General features: G+C 70.2%; 13 protein-coding genes, 1 tRNA gene and 1 pseudogene. 5 read left to right on the top strand and 10 right to left on the bottom strand.

Going from position 1 to position 20,086, the window contains the following annotated elements; genetic code table 11:
• Window positions 1–131: 131 nt before the first annotated feature.
• Genes OG589_RS23520 through OG589_RS23505 form a run of 4 tightly spaced genes read right to left on the bottom strand, consistent with a single transcriptional unit; the run spans window position 132 to window position 7,741 of the window.
• A complete protein-coding gene (locus OG589_RS23520; protein WP_405139526.1) occupies window positions 132–323 on the bottom strand; it encodes a hypothetical protein in 192 nt (63 codons plus the stop codon).
• A gap of 46 nt (window positions 324–369) precedes the next feature.
• Window positions 370–3,210, bottom strand: a complete 2,841-nt coding sequence (locus tag OG589_RS23515; RefSeq protein ID WP_405139524.1) for a hypothetical protein — start codon at window positions 3,208–3,210, stop codon at window positions 370–372.
• Window positions 3,207–6,416, bottom strand: a complete 3,210-nt coding sequence (locus OG589_RS23510; RefSeq protein ID WP_405139522.1) for a DUF6493 family protein — start codon at window positions 6,414–6,416, stop codon at window positions 3,207–3,209. Before OG589_RS23510 ends, OG589_RS23515 begins: the two co-directional genes overlap by 4 nt.
• On the bottom strand, window positions 6,413–7,741 hold the full coding sequence (locus OG589_RS23505; protein WP_405139520.1) for an SWIM zinc finger family protein: 1,329 nt from the start codon (window positions 7,739–7,741) through the stop codon (window positions 6,413–6,415). Before OG589_RS23505 ends, OG589_RS23510 begins: the two co-directional genes overlap by 4 nt.
• Before the next feature lie 52 nt (window positions 7,742–7,793).
• Here OG589_RS23505 and OG589_RS23500 point away from each other — a divergent pair.
• Window positions 7,794–7,931 (top strand): annotated as a pseudogene (locus OG589_RS23500) (IS3 family transposase); the annotation flags it as partial.
• On the opposite strand, the gene OG589_RS23495 reads toward OG589_RS23500, so the two are convergent.
• The 5 genes from OG589_RS23495 to OG589_RS23475 form a co-directional block, all read right to left on the bottom strand.
• The gene (locus OG589_RS23495) at window positions 7,909–8,349 is read right to left on the bottom strand and encodes a HEAT repeat domain-containing protein (protein WP_405152105.1); all 441 of its coding nucleotides are present in this window, start codon (window positions 8,347–8,349) and stop codon (window positions 7,909–7,911) included. The pseudogene OG589_RS23500 and the gene OG589_RS23495 sit on opposite strands and share 23 nt — an antisense overlap.
• A gap of 168 nt (window positions 8,350–8,517) precedes the next feature.
• A tRNA-Ile gene (locus OG589_RS23490) sits at window positions 8,518–8,591 on the bottom strand.
• Window positions 8,592–8,907: 316 nt separating this feature from the next.
• Entirely contained in the window at window positions 8,908–9,999 is a 1,092-nt protein-coding gene (locus tag OG589_RS23485; protein ID WP_405139518.1) for a cellulose binding domain-containing protein, read from the bottom strand.
• A gap of 132 nt (window positions 10,000–10,131) precedes the next feature.
• Entirely contained in the window at window positions 10,132–10,413 is a 282-nt protein-coding gene (locus tag OG589_RS23480) for a hypothetical protein (protein ID WP_405139516.1), read from the bottom strand.
• A gap of 31 nt (window positions 10,414–10,444) precedes the next feature.
• Window positions 10,445–12,121, bottom strand: coding sequence for a sodium:solute symporter family protein (locus tag OG589_RS23475; protein WP_405139514.1), 1,677 nt, complete (start codon window positions 12,119–12,121; stop codon window positions 10,445–10,447).
• A 338-nt stretch (window positions 12,122–12,459) separates the two neighbouring features.
• On the opposite strand from OG589_RS23475, the gene OG589_RS23470 reads away from it, so the two are divergent.
• Window positions 12,460–15,675: a cellulose binding domain-containing protein gene (locus tag OG589_RS23470; RefSeq protein ID WP_405139512.1), complete on the top strand. Its 3,216-nt coding sequence runs from the start codon at window positions 12,460–12,462 to the stop codon at window positions 15,673–15,675.
• A gap of 94 nt (window positions 15,676–15,769) precedes the next feature.
• Here the strand turns inward: OG589_RS23470 and OG589_RS23465 are convergent, their stop codons facing one another.
• Window positions 15,770–16,861, bottom strand: a complete 1,092-nt coding sequence (locus tag OG589_RS23465; protein WP_405139510.1) for a hypothetical protein — start codon at window positions 16,859–16,861, stop codon at window positions 15,770–15,772.
• 371 nt (window positions 16,862–17,232) lie between these two features.
• Between OG589_RS23465 and OG589_RS23460 the strand changes: the two genes are divergently transcribed.
• The 3 genes from OG589_RS23460 (at window position 17,233) to OG589_RS23450 (ending at window position 20,076) form a co-directional block, all read left to right on the top strand.
• Window positions 17,233–17,655 carry a TIGR02611 family protein gene (locus OG589_RS23460; RefSeq protein ID WP_405139508.1) on the top strand — a complete coding sequence of 141 codons (423 nt, stop codon included), beginning with the start codon at window positions 17,233–17,235 and terminating at the stop codon, window positions 17,653–17,655.
• A gap of 198 nt (window positions 17,656–17,853) precedes the next feature.
• Window positions 17,854–19,053, top strand: a complete 1,200-nt coding sequence (locus tag OG589_RS23455) for a PucR family transcriptional regulator (protein ID WP_405139506.1) — start codon at window positions 17,854–17,856, stop codon at window positions 19,051–19,053.
• A 183-nt stretch (window positions 19,054–19,236) separates the two neighbouring features.
• Window positions 19,237–20,076: an esterase/lipase family protein gene (locus tag OG589_RS23450; protein WP_405139504.1), complete on the top strand. Its 840-nt coding sequence runs from the start codon at window positions 19,237–19,239 to the stop codon at window positions 20,074–20,076.
• The last annotated feature ends 10 nt before the right edge of the window (window positions 20,077–20,086 follow it).

Raw genomic sequence — 20,086 nt, 5'->3', positions numbered from 1 at the left:
CGCTGCGCTTGTCCATCATTTGCCGTCGTAACTGGTTAGGTGCCCCAAAGCGGTCTTCATTGTGGTGGAGGGCTGTGATTCTCCCAGCGGTCTCAGCCGCAAGATTGACACGGATGAGGGCCTGTACCGCTTCAAAAGGCTTGGCTGGATGTCTCCAATTCCGCATGGAAGCGCCGGCCATCGATGGTTGTGATTTCGATGCGCTGTTCGTCCTTGATGGTGGCGCTCTGGACCTTGTGCTCCTGGATCTGCTTGGTGACGAACGGGAGGTTGGCCTGCTCGTAGTCGTCGCGGTTGAGAAGAGCGAACCCGGTAACGAGCACGATGGCGACGGCCAGTGCCCAGAGCAGTGGCTTACGCAGCGGGCGATCAGGCCTCCCGGGTCAGGAACTGGTGGAGGCTCCGGCAGACCCGGATCAGCGAGGTCGAACCGCGCTTCTTCGTGTGGGCGGCCACCTCGGGGATCTCGCCCCGCGCGTCGGCCCACGTGGCGATGTCGGTGGCCAGCACGACGGCGTCGGTGTGCAGACGCTGGGCCCGCTCGCCCTCCCTCGGGAGGAAGACGGCCAGGAAGTGGCGCAAGATCGTCCATACCTCCGCGTGCGCGCCCTGCTTGGCGGCCAGCTCCAGTGAGGGCAACGCGGGGTCGACCTCGTAGCGGGTGCGGCGGCCGAACAGGCCCAGCAGGCGGCCCGTCTCGGCGGCGGGGAGCGCGCCCTTGGCCGCCAGCTGAAGCAGTGGGGGCACCGCGTCGTCGCCCTCCACGGTAAGGAAGTAGGCCAGGACCAGGGCCGTCGCCGGGCCGGACGCGCCTTCGGCCAGGGTCAGGTTGCGGAGGTCGTCGATCGCGATGTCGGGCGGGTCGAAACGGTCGATCAGGCCGATCGCCAGATGGGCCGCCGCTAGCTCCCGGTGGTGGGGCGTCATGCCGGGCCAGAAGTGACGTGACACGCGCCGGAACGGCCGCATCCCAGGCGCGGTCAGCAGGGCGTCGAGGTGGGCGAGACCGGTGGGCTCCACGGGTTGCCAGCTCACGTTGGCGATGCCGCGCTGGTCGAGGACGTGGTCGTCGTAGGGCACGACGCGGGAGCCGAGGTCGAGGGTCCAGGTCAGCTCCACCTCCGGGGGTGGGGGTGCGCCGCGCCCGAACCAGCGGGCCACCACCGCAGCGGCCGCCGAGCCGATGCCCTTCGCGCGTTCGGCCAGGTCGGGGGCGGGATTGGGCGGGAGGCGTAACAGGGCCTGTTCCAGGTCCAGCGGGAGCGGTTCGCAGCCGGATTCCGCGCACACGGCCAAGCGGTTGAGCAAGATCTCGGGGTCGAGGTGGCCGTCGGCGCGGGTGGGGGTGGCCAGCAGTACCGGGGGCAGGGCTCCGGCCTTCGCCGCGCGCAGGAGTTCGTCGAGGCGGGACAGGAGGAAGGCGTGGGGGCGGGCGCACTCCCGCAGGTGGGGGAGGCGGTTCCAGGGGGCGGGCGCAGGTCGCGCCTTCGGGTCGTAGGGGTCAGTCTGGACGTCGATCGTCCGCAGGATCTCCTCCTGTACGTAGTCGGGCATCTCGTGGAGCGGGACGACCGTGCGGAGGCCGGGGAACAGCTGGAAGGCCGTGGCCGCGACGTTCACCATGCCGTCGTACAGGGCCTGCCCGAGGTCGCCGGACAGGCCGGGGAAGGCCTGCTCCGCGTCGGCCCGCTGCTCCTCGGAGATCGTCTTCCTCGAAGGGCGCTGCCTCGGCGGACGGGACATGGGCGGACCCGGATCTTCGCCGGGGTCGACGAGTTCCCTGGCCAGCGCGGTGCACCAGTCACGCGGGGACTGCCACGTCGGCGCGTCGTAGAGCACCGGCCGTAGGTGTTCGCCGAACCGCCGGGCCAGCGTTTCCCTCAGGGAGTCCGGGTTCGTATGTGCCTCCCCCGTGACCGCCGCCAGCCACGCCTCGACGTCGATCCAGCCGATCTCCTCCGGCGGGCCGCTCTCCAGGCCGGAGGTGGGGAACGGGCCGGGGGTGGTGGCCTCGGGTAGGCGGCCGGGGGTGAAGTCGCTGGTCCAGCCTTCGGTGAAGCGCTCGAAGAGCTGCCGGGCTGAGGCCGGGGGCAGCAGTTCGGCCGCCTCCAGGATCGGGGCGGGGTCGGTGAGGTGGTCGGCGTGCTTGAGGGTGAGGGTGACCGCGCGGTCGCGCACCTCGTGAGAGGTGTGCGCGTACGCGTTGGTCAGCGCGGTGACGTGGTCGGCCACACGTTCCGGTGTGGTGGCGAGGTCGCGGTCGAGCCAGGTCAGGCCCTTCACGGCGAGCTTGGCCTCTTGGCGGAAGGTCATCGCCTCGATGGCCTCGGCGACGTCCGCCGGGTCGAGCCGCGCCTGGCGCACTTGCCGCCAGGCCAGCTCGGCTACCGGGCCCGGCGCGGCGGGCAGCAGACGCAGGTAGTCGCGCAGCCGCCCGGCCGACTCCTCTCGCGTGGGCGCCACGAGCGTGTGCAGCCGGACGAAGAAACGCAGGTCCTGCGCGTCGCCGCCGAGCAGGAAACGGCTCACGCAGCCGGTGATGATCTGCTCGCGCGGCAGCGTGCGGGCGGCCAGGGCCAGCCAGCGGGACGGCTTCGGGGTGAGCGTCTCGTTGACCAGCGCCCGGCCCGCGCCGGCCGCCTCGAAGATCCTCGGAAGCAGGTGGGGCGTGAGCGGGTCCTTGGCCACCCCCACCGCCGACAACCAGGCCGCCACCAGCGGCTCGTGGTCGGGTGGGGTGGCCTCGCCGTCACGCAGCAGTTCCAAGGCCAGCGGCACGATCCGGTCGTCGGGACGGCGGATGCGGCGCGCGAGCCGTACCGCCAGATCGGCACGCCAGGCCACCGGGCGACCGGAGACCGCCTTCACCAGCCGGTGCGGGCTCGGCGCGCCGGTCCAGCGGGGATTGAGGTCGCGCTTCATCAGCCAGGTGACCACCCCGGCCGGGCCGGGGATGGTCGCCGCGCCCACCATCATCAGCACCTCGGACCGGCCGGTGACCGGGTCGTCGGCGCTCCAGTCGAAGGCGTCCCCGTCGACGGTGGTGGCCGGCAGCAGGCTCTCGCGGAGCTCGGCGAGCAGGCCCGGCAACCCGGCGGCGACGGTGGCCCGCTCGGCGTCGGTGAGCTTGGGCAACCGCAACGCCAGACCCTCGGCGTCGCGGTTGAGCACGAGATTCCTGATCTCGGTACGGTTGTCGTCAGAGGTCATGACGTGGCTCCGGTGAGCTGGGCGTGAAGGCGCTTGCACTCGTGGACGAAGCGGATAGTCCGGCGGCTGCGCGCGAACTCGGCGACGACCGGGATCTCCCCGTGCGCGCCGGTCCAGCGTGCCACGTCGCCGGCGAAGGCGACGAGTTCGGCGTGGGTCACGGTGATGCGCTGCCCCTCGCCCGGCAACATCCCGGGCAGCAGAGCGCGCAGGATGCGCCACACCTCGTGGTGGCCGCCGGCGTGGGCCAGCTCGGTCAGGGCCGCGATGGCGGGGCGGGTCTCCTGCCAGGTGCGGCGCAGCACCAGCGCGAGCTGGCGGCCGATCGCCTCGGCGGGCAGCTCGCCCCTGGCGGCCATGCTCAGGACCAGCGGGATCATGCCGGGCACGCTGTCGGCCAGGAGAAAGGCGAGGATCACCGCCGTGGACTCGCCCATCGGGCCCTGGGAGATCTCCAGGCCGGTGATCTCCGTGGGCGTCACCCATGCGCCCCAGCGGCCGCGCAGCAGGAGGGGCAGGAAGTTGACGGCCACGACCTCGCGGTGCGAGGGCAGCATGGCGGGCCACGCCCGGAGCGTGCTGCCGAACTCGTCGACCGTCCAATCGAACGGCTGACGCAGCAGCACCTCGTCGATCAGCCGATGGCCGGTCGGGGCCGTCACCCGCAACACCGGCTGCAGCCTGACCTCGGTGAAGTGCTCCGGTTCGCCGTCGCCGAACTCGACCATGGACGCGTCCACCATGTGGCGCCACACGTGGCCGCACTCGGGGTCGGCCATGCCGTCACCGGCGAGCCAGCGGGCGGCCGAGCGCGCCGCCTCCGAGTCGACCTTGGCGGCCCGGTCGGCCGCAGCCTGGTGGCTGCCCCGGGGTAACCGCAGCAGCGCCTGCGCCAGGTCGGCCGGGGGCGGCTCCACCCCGGCGGCGGCGCAGGTCTCCAGCCGGTCGACCAGCACGTCGGGGTCGAGGTGGCCGCTCATCCAGGTCGGCGTGGCCAGCAGCACAGGCGGCAGAGTGCCGTTTCGGAGGGCCTCGGCGAGTTCCGCGTAGCGGTGCAGCAGGAAATCGTGGGGCGGGGAGACGCGATTGGGGTGGGGCAGCTGGTTGCGCCGCCGCCACTCGTCGTGCTCGGGCAACTCCTTGGGCATGAAGGAACGCAGCCGGGGCGGGACGAAGACGACGGTCACCTCCACGAGCGGCTCGCCCGGGCTCGGCGGGGGCACCTGCTCCTCTGCCCGCATCGCCGCGATCCGGGCGGGGTCCACGCCGAGCTCGGCCATGCGCTCGTAGGCGCGGTCGAGGATGAAGGACGGCATGGCCTCCACGGAGTCGTCGTACAAGACGCCAGGCCTCGTCCGCACCGGACGGAGGCGATCCGGCAGTCTGTCGTCGTAGATCTCCACGTCCTCGTCGTCGGCGCCGAAATACCACGGCTGCTCGACGTCGGTGGGGGAGCCGTACAGGTGGATCCGGCCCCTGGCGAAGGGGATCTGCCGGTCGCCCTCGTGGGCCACCGCCCCGTCCGGGCCGTCGTCGCTGGTCCAGGTGATGAAGAAGGCGCGCAGCGGGGTGTCGTCGTCGAGGTAGCGGCCAGGCCGGTAGGCGCCGCCCACCATGATCCGCCGGGGCGACGGCTCCGGGTCGGGCTCCTCGCCACGGGTGAGGGCGCGTACTCCCACGGAGTGGTTCGCGCCGTCCCAGAACTTCTCCGGCCCGATCGGCGGTAGCTCCGGCACGCTCCCGGGAGTGACGAGCTCGGCGGACAGCGCCGACTGCCAGTCGTCGGGGTCGAGGCGCACCTCCCTGGACCGCCAGTAACCCTGGTCCTGCTCGACGTGGGGCTTGAGCTTGCGGCGCAGTTTCGCCCGGTCGTCGGCGATCCCGGCGACGAAGGCCGCCAGCCAGCGCTCCTGGCCGATCCAACGCTCGTGGTAGTTGGGGGAGATCGACGGCTCGGGGAACCGCCGCGCCTCCGGCAGCTCGGGCAGCGGCGGGAACTCCTTCTGCTCCAGCAGTTCCTCGACCGGGGTCTCCCCGCCGAACTGCTCGGCCAGCTTCGCGCCCAGGTCGGCGGGGAGGTGGCCGACGCCGTCGAGGATCGCCCCGGTGTGGTCGGCGAACAGGTCGGCGTATTTCAGGGTCAGCTCGGCCGCGCGGTTGCGCACGTCGAAGGACTTGTGCGCGTACGCCGTGGTCAGCGCGGTCACGAAATCGGCGGCCGCCTCGGGCGTGGCCCGGATCGCCTGGTCGAGCCAGCGCAGGCCCGTGGCGGCGAGCTTGGCCTCGTCCCGGAAGGTGAGCGCGTCGACCGCCTCGACCAGGTCGGCGTGGTCGAGCGGCATCGCCCCGCGCACCTGCCCTGCGGCCAGCTCGGCGACCGTGCCCGGAGCTGACGGCAACAACCGCAGGTAGTCGCGCAGGCGGGGCGCGGACTCCGCGGGCGTGGGGTCGAGGAGCATGTGCAGCCGGACGAAGAACCGCAGGTCCTGCGCCTCGCCGCCACGCAGGAAACGGCTCACGCAACCGTCGAGCACCTGCTCCTTGGGCAGCTCGCGGGCGGCGGCGGCCAGCCAGCGGGTTGGCTGGGGCTCCAGCCGCTCGTCACGGAGGGCGCGGCCCGCGCCGTCGGCGTCGAAGACACGAGGCAGCAGCACGGGGGTCAGCGGGTCATCGGCCACGCTCGGCGCGGCCAGCCAGGCGGCCACCAGCGGGTCGTGGTCGGGCGGCACGGCGCCGGACTCGCGCAGCAGCGCCACGGCCAGCGGCGCGATGCGGTCGGCGGGACGGCGCACCCGCTGGGCCAGCCGGACCGCGACATCGCGACGCCACTCCCGGGGGCGGGTGGCCGCCACCCGGCACACCTGGGCGACGTTGGGGTCCTCGGCCCAGCGGCGGTTGACGTCGCGGGCGGTCATCCACGTCACGGCGGCCGCCGGGCCGGTGATGACGCCGACACCGGTCAGCAGCAGCGCGTCGGCCAGTTTGTCGAGCAGGTCGCCGACCTCCCAGGAGGCCATCTCCTCAAAGTCGTCGGGATGCTGGGCGCGCACCTGCTCGGTGCGGGCGCGGCGCAGCTCCTTGACGAGGCCGGGCAACCGCCCGCTCAGCTCGGCGCGCTCCTCCTCGGTGAGCGTGACCAGCCGGTCGGCCAGGCGGGTGACCTGGTTGCGGGTGACCAGGTCGCAGATCTCCGTCCAGAGGGTCATCGGGAGACCGCCACGGCGGCGCGGGCGACGATGCGGGCGGCCAGCACGTGTTTGCACGGCCCACGGGAGCCGCGATGGTCCCACCACCATTCGCAGGTGCAGGAGCCGTCGGCCAGCGAGACCCGGCGCGCGCCGCCCGAGGTGTGGACGGTGGCCAGCTCGCCTTCGAGGTGCACGGCGCCCGCGTCGACGAGCTTGCGCGCCTTGGCCAGCCGCGGGTTGAGCAGGATCACGTTGTCCTTGTCATAGGGCAGCTCACGGTGGAAGTGGGCGGCCTCCGACAGGTCGTAGCCGACCCGGCCGACGACGCCGAGCTGCGTCAGCGCGGCCCGCACCCGGTCGGCGGGGATGCCCGCGCGGTCGGCTAGCAGGCCGATCTCGACCTCGGGCTCGAAGCTGAGCAGCATGCCCACTACGTCGGCGTCGTTCTCGGCCTCGTCGGTGGCCAGGTCGTCGAGCACCGCGCCCTCGCCGGAGAAGCCGCGCCACCGCTCGGGCGAGAGGGTCAGCGTGTAGCGCATGCCGGGGAGCTCCAGCTCCCAGGCGCTGGAGGCGGCGTCGGCCGGGCCGTACACCCGGAGGGACTTCGCGAAGCGCAGCAGTGGCAGGAGGGTGGCGAGCCGGTTGGGGCCGGCGAGCTGGACCGAGCCCGGAACCTGACGGTCGGAGACCTTCAGCTCACGCCCCGCCTGCGCCACCCACACCGTGCCCTTCTTGGGCAGCCCGCGCAGGAACCGCACCGCCGCCATGCCGGTCAGCTCACCGCGCTGGTCCATGCCCGAGGCGATGACCTGCACCTCGGCGAATCCGCGTAACCAGCGCTCGGGCAGCGGCACCTTCTTCTCCACCACCGCGCCGTCCATCGTGGTCACGACCAGCTCGTCGAGGCCTACCCCCAGGTGCAACGGGTCACGCGCGCCGATGCGCGCCAGCGCCTCACGGAGCGGCGCGTTCACGTCGACGTTGGTGGTGCCCCGGTCGAACACCTCGCCGTCGAGCGTGCCGTTCAGCAGATCAAGCCGGGCATACACGCCGCCACAGGCCGAGAACGACTCGAACCGCAACCGGTCTCCGTTGCACGTCACCACCGGGTCCCGCACCCAGCCGGGCCGCGCCTGCGGCTGGTGGTAGCGGGCCAGCGCCACATCGGCGACGCCGAGCAGGCCCGCCGCGGCGGGGGCCGCCTGAGTCACCACGCCGCTGAAGAACCGGGGGGCCACGGCCGGGCCGGACAGGGCCCGCCCGCCGGAGGTCGCCAATCCGAGACGACCGTCGACAAGGGAGGAGGGCGCGGCGTACGTGTACGCCTGCGTCGCTGAAGTCATGACCGGGACATTAGATCGCCCCACTGACAAACTGGCGCGGCAGATGACGGTCAGCCAGGCCCGCCTCGAGCTCTTCCGATGGCTCACCTTCTACAACGCCCGCAGGCGCCACAGCGCCCTGTCCTACCTCTCACCCCTGGAGTTCGAACAGCAACACCAGAAAGCCGCTAGGCTCCCACTCGCGGCATAAACCCTGTGTCCATATCTCGGGGAGCGGTCCGCCAGTAGATCGCCCCACCCGGTGCGTACCAGCCCGAGACTTTCCGGACGGACGGGCTCGGATCGCTGGTGTGTGCCGCCTCCAAGGCGGCGACGGCGCGGACGTCGGTGTGAGCGAACTTGCCGACAAGCTCAGCGGCCCTCATCCGGACCTTGGGCTCCGGATCGTCGCCCAGATGACGGAGTGCCGGTTCGAGGACAAGGTCGGAACCGGGTGCACATGTGTCGCTCTTGCAGCGGTCGCAGGCCAAGGCGTGGAAGGCGGCAATCCTGACCTTTGCGTCAGGGTCGTCGGCCATGGCGATGAGCTGACTCATGGACTCGGTGTCGACCAGATGGTCGAGGAGCCGACAGCAGCCCTCACGGACGCCAGGGTTCTCATGTCGCAGGCCCTCGCGGATGGCGGTCAGCGCGGCCTCACCGCGTCGCAGTGCTGGTCCCCCTTCGGTCCCCCCCTGAGGGGACGCCTGAGGGGACGCCTGAGGGGGGACCTGGAATTGACCATCCCAGGTGAACGAAAGAGGCCAGGTCAGGGGGCTGTTCTTCAGGTGGGGGAGTAGGGCGGGTGGGACTTGAACCCACGACCGACGGATTATGAGTCCGCTGCTCTGACCGGCTGAGCTACCGCCCCGCAAGCCTGGAGTCTCTCATAAGTTGGCGTCCATGTGAGCCTGGGGAGTTGTTCACTTTAGCTCGTCCCTGCACAAGTTTAGGGGAGCCTGTCATGGACGGGGTGTTGATCGGGTCCAGGGTGGGCGGCTGACGCCCTGGAATGAGCCGCCCACCCTGGACCGATCGGGTCGGGATGCGCCTTTCGAAGCGGGACAAAACGGTCGTACGGAGGGGGACCGAAGGGCCGTGCGCGGAGCAGGATCAAAGGGGCATACGGGAGTGGGGCCAAAGGGGTGGGCCGGGAGCGGGACCCAACGGCCGGGCGGGGAGCGGGGTCAGGGGGCTGTGCAGGTGGGGGTGGGGGCGGTGTTGGTGCCGGTCCAGCTGCCGTTGAAGCCGAAGGTGGTGGAGGCGCCGGCTCCCAGGCTGCCGTTGTAGCTGAGGTTCTTGACCGTCACGGCGCTGCCGCTCTGGGTCAGGGCCCCGTTCCAGAGCTGGGTGACCGTCTGGCCGTTGGCGAAGGTCCACTTGACCGTCCAGCCGGTGATCCCCGCCGTGCCGGTGTTCTTGACGGTCACCTCGGCGCCGAACCCGCCCTGCCAGGAGTTGGTGACCTTGTACGTGGCCGAGCATCCGGTGCCCGCCGGTGGCGGCGTGGGAGTGGGAGTCGGGGTCGGGGTCACGGTGGGCGTCGGGGTCGGGGTGGGCGGCGGGGTCGTGCCGAGCAGGCGGGTCAGGGCCGGGTACCACTTGTCGGCCATCTTCTGGTCGCCCGTGCTGTTCGGGTGCACCCCGTCGTAGGTGTCGCTCGCGGTGCTGAACCCGGTCCACTGGTCCACGACCACGATCGGTGACTGCGCGGTGGTCTTGGACGAGGCCCAGCCGGGGATCGCGGCGTTGAGCGCGACGGCCCGCTGGCCGCATTCGGCGCAGGTGCTGGGGTTCATCGGGATGATCTGGGCGACCACGATCTTCATGTTGGGGTTGCTCGCCCGCATCTGGTCGACCAGCTTGCCGTACGCCGCGAGGATCGTGTCCGTCGGGCGGTTGCTCCACACGTCGTTGGTCCCGAAGTGCATCAGCACGACGTCGGGCTTGGTGGCGGAGAGCCAGCCGGGAAGCTGGTTCTGGTCGGCCACGTTGGTGACGAGCGCGCCGCCGTGTCCCTCGTTGTCGCCGTCGTAGGACACCGAGCACCCCTGGGGCGGCAGGGTGCCGACGAAGTCGAGGCCGGTGTAGCCGCCCTGGGCCAGTTTGTTCCACAGCAGGGCCCGCCAGCAGCCGGGGGAGCCGGTGATCGAGTCGCCCAGCGGCATGATCTTCACGGTCGCGGCCCGGGCGGGCAGGACGGGCGTGATGACCAGGTACGCCAGGACTCCGATCAGGGCCGTCACCATCGCCAGGAGCGTACGCCTCGTGGTCGCCATCCTTCACCTCCGGTAGTCCGCCTCGCGATCGTAAGGACGCGGGCCCTTTCCGAGAAGGAAGCCGCTTGCCGGAGCCGTGCTGACCTGGGCCTCAGCCTCGATTGACGCTGAAAGTTACATTTCGGGCACGGGTCATGCGGGCCCGTGCTCCGTGTCCTCCTCCTCCGAGTGGGACGCATCGGGGGCGTCGAGGGGGCGCAGCCGCTCCCACAGGAGGAAGACGGCGCCGACGACGATCATGGCGATGCCGGTCCAGAGGTTGATGCGGACGCCTTCGGCCTTGTCCACGGCCGCCTTGTCGTCCAGGAGGCCGACGACCGAGAGGATCACGCCGTACAGGAGGAACAGGGCGCCGATGATCCGGCGGATGTCGAACAGCCGGGCCACGCGCCTGCGGCCGGTCTCGTCGCTCACAGGGGTCTCCGATCGGGGGTGGTCATGCTCGTCAGATGAAGGGGATGTAGAGCGCGGCGGCCAGGATCACGGCGCCCGCGCCGAGCACGACGGGCGAGCGGAACCAGGCCTTGTCGCCCTTCAGCGCGTCGTCCGCGATCGAGGCGTCGCTGAGCCCGTAGACCAGGCCGCGCAGCTCGCTCTCGGGCTTGGGCGTCGTGACCAGGGTGACCACGACGGAGACGATCGTGTCCACGACGAACGCGGTGCCCGCGCCCCAGAAGGTGGCGTTGAGCTCGGTGCCGAAGTCGATCACCCCGGCCTTGAACAGGATGTACGAGGCGAACGCGGCGAGCGTGCCCGTCAACAGTCCCCAGAAGCCGGCCCACGCGGTCATCCGGCGCCAGAAGAGGCCGATGATGAACGTCGCGAACAGCGGCGCGTTGAAGAAGGAAAACAGCGTCTGCAGGTAGTTCATGATGTTGCTGAACCCCGAGGCGATCAGCGCGGTGCCGATGCCGAGCACGACTCCGCCGACGGTCGCGAGGCGCCCGAGCCTCAGGTAGTAGTCGTCGGGCTTGTCCTTCTTCACGTGCGAGCGCCAGATGTCGTAGGTGAAGACCGTGTTGAAGCCGCTGATGTTGGCCGCCATGCCGGCCATGAACGACGCCAGCAGGCCGGTGACGGCGATGCCCAGCACGCCGTTGGGGAGCAGGTCGCCCATCAGCAGCGGGATCGCCTCGTTGTACTGGGGGCCGCCGGGCTTGCCGAGGTCGCTGAAGAGCACCAGCGCGACCAGGCCGGGGATGACGGTGACCGCCGGGATCATCAGCTTGGGGTACGCCGCGACGATCGGGGTGAGCCGCGCCGCGGTGGTGTTCCGCGCGGACAGCCCTCGCTGCACCTCGGCGAAGTTGGTCGTCCAGTAGCCGAAGGACAGCACGAAGCCGAGGCCGAGCACGATGCCGATCCAGTGCGCGCCGAGGGGGTTGCCGTCGGCGGAGCCGGTGCCCGCCCAGGAGTGCAGGCCGGGGTCGCCGAGCGCCGACTGCCGCACCTTGTCCGCCAGCCCCGAGAAGCCACCCACCTTGATCAGGCCGAGCACGGTGATGGGGATCAGGCCCGCGAGGATGACGAAGAACTGCATCACCTCGTTGTAGATCGCGGAGGACAGGCCGCCGAGCACGACGTACGCGAGCACGATGGCCGCGGACACGACGATCGACAGCAGCAGGGGCCATCCGAGCAGCGCGCCCATGACGAGCGCGAGCGCGTACAGGTTGATGCCGGCGATCAGCACCTGTGCCACGGCGAAGGTGATCGCGTTGAGGAGCTGGGTCTGGCCGTTGAAGCGCCGCCGCAGGAAGTCGGGCACGCTGTGGACCTTGGACCGGTAGTAGAACGGCATCATCAAGATGCCGAGGAAGACCATCGCGGGGACGGCCCCGATCCAGTAGTAGTGCACGGTCGCGATGCCGTACTGCGCGCCGTTGGCCGCCATGCCGAGGATCTCGGTGGCGCCGAGGTTGGCGGACAGGAACGCCAGGCCGGTGATCCAGGCGGGCAGTGATCGTCCGGAGAGGAAGAAGTCCAGGCTGGTACGGATGGCCCGGCGGGCGGCCAGGCCGATGCCCAGCACGGTGACGAAGTAGAGCGCCAGGACGACGTAGTCGAGGAGGTTGACGTCGAGTTTCAGGTCCGGCGCCGCAAGAGTGAGGTGATGAGGCACGACCCCCCGTTACCCGGAAATTTCGGGCTTTCACCTGCTCGTTCGCGCGAGTTGCGCGGTGGTCGCCCACCGTCGCCGCCGGGTGCGGGTTCACCATCGTGTACGCCCGCCCGCGCGCCCCGGACGCGGTTCGCCCAGCGTGCCGGCGGCGCCCCGGTCAGCGGCGAGAAAGTTTAATCCCCAAACTATTGACGCGCCGGGCCCGACTGTGTGAACCTGCGGCCGAGGCTGTCAGGAGCCTCATGGGAACCATGCACGCTGGAGGCCGACGGTCAGGGTCCCACCTGATCGTGCATGGCGGTTGTCCGTATTTCGAAGGGATTCGAAGGGAACCGTTCATGCGCAAGAAGCTCCTCAGCATGCTCGCGATGGCGCTGGCCGCGTCCTTCCTCGCGGGCGTGAAGGCGCCGCCGGTGGCGGCCGCCGCGTCGGACCCGTACACCTACAAGAACGTCCAGATCGCCGGCGGCGGGTTCGTACCGGGGATCATCTTCAACCAGACCCAGAAGGACCTCATCTACGCCCGCACCGACATCGGCGGCGCCTACCGGTGGAACCAGGCCACCCAGACCTGGACCCCGATGCTCGACTGGGTGGGGTACGACAACTGGGGCCTCAACGGTGTGGTGAGCCTCGCCACCGACTCCGTGGACCCGAACAAGGTCTACGTGGCGGCCGGGATGTACACCAACTCCTGGGACCCGAACAACGGGGCGATCCTGCGCTCCAGCGACAAGGGGGCCACCTGGCAGACCTCGCCCCTGCCGTTCAAGCTCGGCGGCAACATGCCGGGCCGGGGCATGGGCGAGCGGCTGGCGATCGACCCCAACAAGAACAGCGTCCTGTACTTCGGGGCGCCCAGCGGGAACGGCCTCTGGCGCAGCACCGACTCCGGCGTCACCTGGGCGAAGGTCACGAACTTCCCCAACGCCGGCAACTACGTGGCCACCCCGGGCGACGCCTACAACGGCGACAACCAGGGCGTCGTGTGGGTGACGTTCGACAAGCGCACCGGCACCGCCGGTAACGCGACGCAGACCGTCTACGTCGGGGTGGCGGACAAGGCCAACACGGTCTACCGCACCACCAACGGCGGCACCACCTGGGAGCGGGTCGCGGGGCAGCCGACGGGGTACATCGCGCACAAGGGCGTACTCGACACCACCAACGGCTATCTCTACATCGCCACCAGCGACACCGGCGGCCCGTACGACGGTGGCAAGGGCGACGTGTGGCGGTACGCCACCGCGACCGGCGCCTGGACCCAGATCAGCCCGATCCCCTCCAGCAGCGCGGACGACTACTTCGGCTACAGCGGCCTGACCGTCGACCGCCAGCACCCGGGCACGCTCATGGTCGCGACGCAGATGTCGTGGTGGCCGGACGTCATCTTCTTCCGCAGCACCGACTCGGGAGCCACCTGGACCCGGGTGTGGGACTTCACCAGCTACCCCAACCGCTCGTTCCGCTACAAGATGGACATCACGGCGTCCCCGTGGCTGACCTTCGGGGCCAACCCCTCGCCGCCCGAGGTCACTCCCAAGCTGGGCTGGATGACCGAGTCGATGGAGATCGACCCGTTCAACTCCGACCGCATGATGTACGGCACCGGCGCCACGCTCTACGGCACCACCGACCTCACCAAGTGGGACACCGCGGGCGCGCAGTTCACCATCAAGCCCATGGTCGCCGGTCTTGAGGAGACCGCCGTCCTCGACCTGATCAGCCCGCCGACCGGCGCGCCGCTGGTCAGCGGGCTCGGTGACATCGGCGGGTTCCGGCACAACGACCTGACGAAGGTCCCGGCCATGATGTTCACCCAGCCGGTGTTCACCAGCACCACCAGCCTCGACTACGCCGAGGCCAACCCGAGCGTGATGGTCAGGGCGGGCAACTTCACCGACTCCGACCGGCCCAATGACAGCCACGTGGCGTTCTCCACCGACGGCGGCGCGAACTGGTTCCAGGGCACCGAGCCCGGCGGCGTCAACAGCGGCGGGACGGTCGCCGCGAACGCCGACGGCAGCAGGTTCGTCTGGGCGCCGGGCGACTCCGGCCTCCAGGTCGTCTACTCGGTCGGGTACGGCAACAGCTGGTCCCAGTCGTCCGGCGTGCCGGCGAACTCCGTGATCGAGTCCGACCGGGTCAACAAGAACAAGTTCTACGCGTTCTCGGCCGGCGGCTTCTACGTCAGCACCGACGGCGGCGCGACCTTCGCCAAGACCGCCGCCACCGGGCTCCCGACGACCGGGAACGTGCACTTCAAGGCCCTGCCGGGCACCGAGGGCGACATCTGGCTGGCGGGGGGCACCTCCACCGGCACCTACGGCCTGTGGCACTCCACCAACTCCGGCGCCTCCTTCACCAAGCTGGCCAACGTCGCCCAGGCCGACAACATCGGCTTCGGCAAGGCCGCGCCGGGCAAGACGTACCAGGCGCTCTACACGGTCGCCAAGATCGACGGGGTGCGCGGGGTGTTCCGCTCCGACGACGCCGGGGCCACCTGGGTCCGGATCAACGACGACCAGCACCAGTACGGCAACTTCGGCGAGGCGCTGACCGGCGACCCGCGGATCTACGGCCGGGTCTACATCGGCACCAACGGCCGGGGCATCATCTACGGCGACCGCAACGGCGGTGGCGGCACGCCCGACACCACGGCGCCGTCCAAGCCGGGCACGCCTACGGCGGGGTCGATCACCTCGTCGGGCGCGTCGCTGTCGTGGACGGCCTCGACGGACAACGTCGGGGTGACCGGGTACGACGTGTACCGGGTGGCGGGTGCCACCGATGTGAAGGTGGGTACGGCGACCTCGACCTCGTTCGCGCTGACCGGCCTGTCGGCGAGTACGTCGTACACGTTCTACGTGGTGGCGCGGGACGCGGCGGGCAACAGCTCGGCGGCCTCCAACCCCGTCACGTTCACCACCAGCAGCGGCGGCGGCACGGACACCACGGCGCCGTCGAAGCCGGGCACGCCTACGGCGGGGTCGATCACCTCGTCGGGCGCGTCGCTGTCGTGGACGGCCTCGACGGACAACGTCGGGGTGACCGGGTACGACGTGTACCGGGTGGCGGGTGCCACCGATGTGAAGGTGGGCACGGCGACCTCGCCCTCGTTCGCGCTGACCGGCCTGTCGGCGAGTACGTCGTACACGTTCTACGTGGTGGCGCGGGACGCGGCGGGCAACAGTTCCGCGGCCTCCAACCCCGTCACGTTCACCACCACCAGCGGCGGCGGGACCGGCGGCGGCTGCACGGCCACCTACAGCGTCACCAACTCCTGGCAGGGCGGCTTCCAGGGCGACGTCGCGGTCAAGAACGCCGGCACCTCGGCGATCACCGGCTGGACGGTGAAGTGGACCTTCGCCAACGGCCAGACCATCACCCAGATCTGGAACGGCACGCTGACCCAGACCGGGGCGGACGTCACGGTGAAGAACGTGAGCTACAACGGGGCCCTCGCAGCCGGCGCCTCGACGTCGTTCGGCTTCAGCGGCACCTGGACCACCGCCAACACCGTCCCCGCGACGGTCACCTGCACGGCGAGCTAGCCGAGGCGGTTTCCCGTGATCCGGCAGACGGGCCCGGTGCCATCCAGGCACCGGGCCCGTCACCTGCCCGCCGGGACGGACGGAGGTACGCGGGTCAGAACGCGGAGACGTAGGTGGACATCGACGGCTGGTTCAGCGGGGTGACGGCGTTGTAGCAGACGATGTCGCGCACGAACGCCTCGTTGCCCGAGGTGTTCCACAGGGTGAGCAGGTTGCAGTACTCCGGCCCGGGCCCGAAGGCCGTGACCTGCACGTCGTCCTGGAGCACGCCGACCTTGTGGAAGGTCACGAGGCGGAAGCCGACTCCGGCGGTCTGGATGTCGTTGAAGGAGCCCTGCGAGTTGTAGTTGATCGCCGCCGGCACCGGCACGTACGGCCCGGGGTTGGCGGGGACGTTGTCGTAGGTGTAGGCGAAGTTCTTCGGCGGGATCGCCGCCCCGGTGATCGCCCGCTCGCGGTGGTAGGTGAGGTTCCACCCGGTGTTGAGCGGGACGTTCGTCGCGTTGTGGCACCGCACCTGGATCTTCTGCCCGCCCGTGTACGGCGACCAGGCGCCGATCTTGCAGCGGGCCGGCACGCTCGGGTCGACGGCCGTGACCTGGATGTTGCCCGTCTGTCCCGTGGAGCCGATGCCCTGCAGGTCGACGGTCCACACGCCGACGCCGGTCGGAGTGACGAGGTTCGGGGCGAGGGCCGAGTTGAACGACGAGGCGATGGCGGCGCCGTTCCAGTTCACGTAGGCGAACGCCTGGGGAAGCGGTACGGGCCCGGTGCTCTCGGAGAAGACGATGGTGTACGGCGTGAAGACCGGGCCTCCGCCGTACTTGTAGCACTGCACCGCCACGATCTCGTCGGTCCCGGACTGGAACCACTTCTGGACCTGGCACCACATGGCGGTCTGGGACACCGCAGTGACGTGCACGATGCCGCCGCTCGGGATGCCGATCGACGGGAACCTCACGAACGTCTGGCCGACGCCGCCGGGGGTGACCGTGACGGTGGGCCCCGGCAGCCAGCTTCCCGCCTGGTGGTTCGGGTCCGGGACACCCGAGGTGGTGTTGACGTACGCGAATCCCCAGCGATTGGGCACAGCCGCCTGCGCGCTGGTGCTCACCGAGGTGAGCCCGCCTGCGAGCACGGCCGTGATGCAGAGCATCCGTAGCATCACTCTTCGTAACCGACTCATGTCGTCCTCCATCCGTTCGGGGCTTGGACTGGCACACATGACCGCGACGCCGGTGTCCCGGCGAGAGTGGTTGAGGATGGAGTGTCTGGAATCACACGGCCTCTACGGCTTTTGATAACCCGCCATATGACCGTTGAGAAGACCCAACCTTTCCCGCCGTGCCGACTCCTCCGAACTGCGCGAGTCATCGGCCAGGACCGGCGCGGGCGGATGACCGTCCGAAAACCCGCAGGTGGGAGCCGCCGCCACGCCCGGACGGCCTCCGCCTGGAGTCGTACGGCGAGTTCTGCCCCCGGTAGGAGGTGAGCATGGAGGGGCCCACCTATTGTGGACAAGGACATGGGGGTCCGACCGGGGGGTGCACTGTGGCCGTGACCGACGACAGGCGCGGCGGCGCCTCCGAGGGCTCGAACGCCGAAGGTTTCAAGGGCTGGCTCGAAGGGGTGCGCGCGACGCGCACGGGCCGCCTGACGCTGAAGGTCGTCATCGGCGTGGTGGGGGCCGCGCTGGTGATCGGCGGCCTGATCCTGGTGCCGCTGCCCGGCCCCGGATGGCTGATCGTGTTCGCCGGCCTCGCCGTGCTCGCGACCGAGTTCGCGTGGGCCCACCGGCTGCTGGAGTTCGCCAAGAGGACCCTGTCGAGCTGGACCGAGTGGCTCAAACGCCAGGGGTGGCCCGTGCGCATCCTGGTGGGGGCCGTGACGCTGGCCGCCGCCGCCGTGATCGTGTGGTTCATGATCAGGGTCAGCCTCGGCATCGACCTCATTGAAGAGGCCCGCCAGTTCGTGACGTGACCGAACGGCGGTTCCGGCCCGGTGTGAGCCGCGATTTTCTTGGTGAGCCGGATGACGCTTTGTCACCTGAGTGCGCGTCAACTGTCCGAGAAATGTGAGGGAAAGCATAAATAACCTCGCGTCTTCGGAGTAACGTCCGGCATCAGAGATCCTCACCGGACAAGAGGTGCATCAGGTGAGCGCCATCCAGGGACGCGTGTGAGCGCCGTCGCGGCACCCGCGCCGTCCTCTGTGCCCCGCGAGTTCGCGGACGTCATCCGGGCCCACCTCGCCGATCTCACCGAGGAGATGATCGGCGACATCCAGGCGAGCGTGCCCGAGTACTCAAGGCCGGGCGACGAGAAGTACGTCAGGGCCGTGCGGCGGGCGGTGGAGGAGGCGCTCAAGCAGTTCCTCGACCGGGCGGCCGAGAACGGCGCCGGCAGGGGCAGGCTGCTGGAGGTCTACCGCGCGATCGGCAAGGGCGAGGCCAACGAGGGCCGCCCGCTCGACTCGCTCCAGGCGGCGCTGCGCATCTGCGCCCGGGTGGCCTGGCGGCGCCTCGCCCTGGAGTCCGAGAGGCTGAACCTCTCGCGGCAGCGTCTGTGCGAGGTGGGCGAGGTGATCCTCGTGTACCTGGACGAGATCGCCGCCGCCGCGGCCGAGGGGTACGCCGAGGCGCAGGTCAAGGTCGCGGGTGAGCTGGAGCTGCGCCGCCGTCGCCTGCTCGACCTGCTGGTGTCCGACCCGCCCGCCGACCCCCGGGCCGTGGAGGACCTGGCCAGGGCGGTGCGGTGGGCGGTGCCGAGGACCGCCGCCGGGGTCGCGATGGCCGCCCGGTCGCCTGGCGCCGGCGCCAGGCCCGCCCTCCCGCCGGACGTCCTGGCCGATCTCGACCGGTCCGACCCTTGCCTCGTTGTGCCCGACCCCGAGGGCCCCGGCCGCACGAGGATCCTCGACGTCGCGCTGAGGGACTGGTACGTCGTCCTCGGCCCGCCGGTGCCGGTGAACGAGGCGGCGCAGTCGCTGCGCCTGGCGCGCGAGGCGCTCGCGCTGGCCCGCCGGGGGGTGCTGGCGTGTGACCAGGTCGTCCGCTGCGCCGACCACCTGTCCACACTCATCATCTTCAGGGATGAGGCGCTGATCAGGGTGATGAGGCGCGTGAGGCTGGCGCCGCTGCGCGAGCTGCGCCCCGCACAGCGCGACCGCATCGCCGAGACGCTGCTGGCGTGGCTGCAGAGCGGCTACAACGCCAACGAGGTGGCGTCACGGCTGCACATCCATCCGCAGACGGTGCGTTACCGGCTCCGGCAGGCGACGGAACTGTTCAGCGACCAGCTCAAGGCGCCGAACGACCGTTTCGAGCTGGAAATAGCACTCCGCGCCAGGGCTCTGGCCGCGCGGTCCGTACAGCGCTGAAAAGGGCTGCACGGGTATGTAGGTGAGTTCTCTTCGGCATGCCTGACATGCTGTTTTGTCATTCATGTGATACGGCGCCGGGTACCTTTCATTGCCCGGGACAATGTTATTCACTCGCGACTCGCTTAACTTTTCTGGCATTCAGCCGAAACAGGCTGTTAATGGCTGGAAGGCAGGAAAGTCATGCGTTTGCGAGTCGTCGTCTCGGCATTGGTCGGGGCAGTGCTGCTCTCCTCGGCGTTCACCGGCACCGCGCACGCCGAGACCTCCCCGGCGGGGGCGAACGACTGGACGTGCAGGCCCTCGGCAGCCCATCCGCGTCCGGTGGTGCTCGTCCACGGGACCTTCGAGAACATGGCCCTGAACTGGCTGAAGATCGCGCCCGTGCTGAAGAGGAACGGCTACTGCGTCTTCGCGCTCAACTACGGAGGCACGCAGGACGCCCTCATCCAGGGCACCGGGGACATCGCCCGCTCGGCCGACCAGCTCTCGGCCTTCGTCGACCGGGTGCTCGCGGCGACCCAGACGCCCGAGGTGGACATCGTCGGCCACTCCCAGGGCGGCATGATGCCGCGCTACTACCTCAAGTTCCTCGGCGGCGCTGCCAAGGTGCGCAGGCTGGTCGGCATCGTGCCCTCCAACCACGGCACCGGTCTCAGCGGCCTGGTCGCGCTCGGCAACCTGCTCGGGCTCACCGGCCCCGTCACCGACGCCTGCCCCGCCTGCGGCCAGCAGATCGCCGGCTCGGCCTTCCTGGCGAACCTCAACTCCGGCGGCGACACGGTGCCGGGCGTGGACTACTCGGTGATCACCACCAGGTTCGACGAGGTGGTCACCCCGTACACCTCGGCGTACCTCCGGGGAGCGGGGGTGCGGAACCTGCTGCTCCAGGACGCGTGCCCGTTCGACCTCAGCGCCCACGTGGGCGTGATCGTCGACCCCGTGGTCCAGAAGATGGTGCTCAACGAGCTGGACCCCTCGTCCGCACACGGGCGGATCAACTGCCTTAACCCGCTGGGCTGAATCGAAACGG

The organism is Sphaerisporangium sp. NBC_01403 (assembly GCF_045040145.1).
GTDB classification, from domain to species: Bacteria; Actinomycetota; Actinomycetes; order Streptosporangiales; family Streptosporangiaceae; genus Sphaerisporangium; species Sphaerisporangium viridialbum.
This window is presented reverse-complemented; position numbering and strand designations above follow the sequence as displayed.

Coding starts and splice junctions, on each gene's coding strand:
- OG589_RS23515 (WP_405139524.1), bottom strand. CDS start 3,210: ATGACCTCTGACGACAACCGTACCGAGATCAGGAATCTCGTGCTCAAC.
- OG589_RS23505 (WP_405139520.1), bottom strand. CDS start 7,741: ATGACTTCAGCGACGCAGGCGTACACGTACGCCGCGCCCTCCTCCCTT.
- OG589_RS23485 (WP_405139518.1), bottom strand. CDS start 9,999: ATGGCGACCACGAGGCGTACGCTCCTGGCGATGGTGACGGCCCTGATC.
- OG589_RS23470 (WP_405139512.1), top strand. CDS start 12,460: ATGCGCAAGAAGCTCCTCAGCATGCTCGCGATGGCGCTGGCCGCGTCC.
- OG589_RS23510 (WP_405139522.1), bottom strand. CDS start 6,416: ATGACCCTCTGGACGGAGATCTGCGACCTGGTCACCCGCAACCAGGTC.
- OG589_RS23465 (WP_405139510.1), bottom strand. CDS start 16,861: ATGAGTCGGTTACGAAGAGTGATGCTACGGATGCTCTGCATCACGGCC.
- OG589_RS23450 (WP_405139504.1), top strand. CDS start 19,237: ATGCGTTTGCGAGTCGTCGTCTCGGCATTGGTCGGGGCAGTGCTGCTC.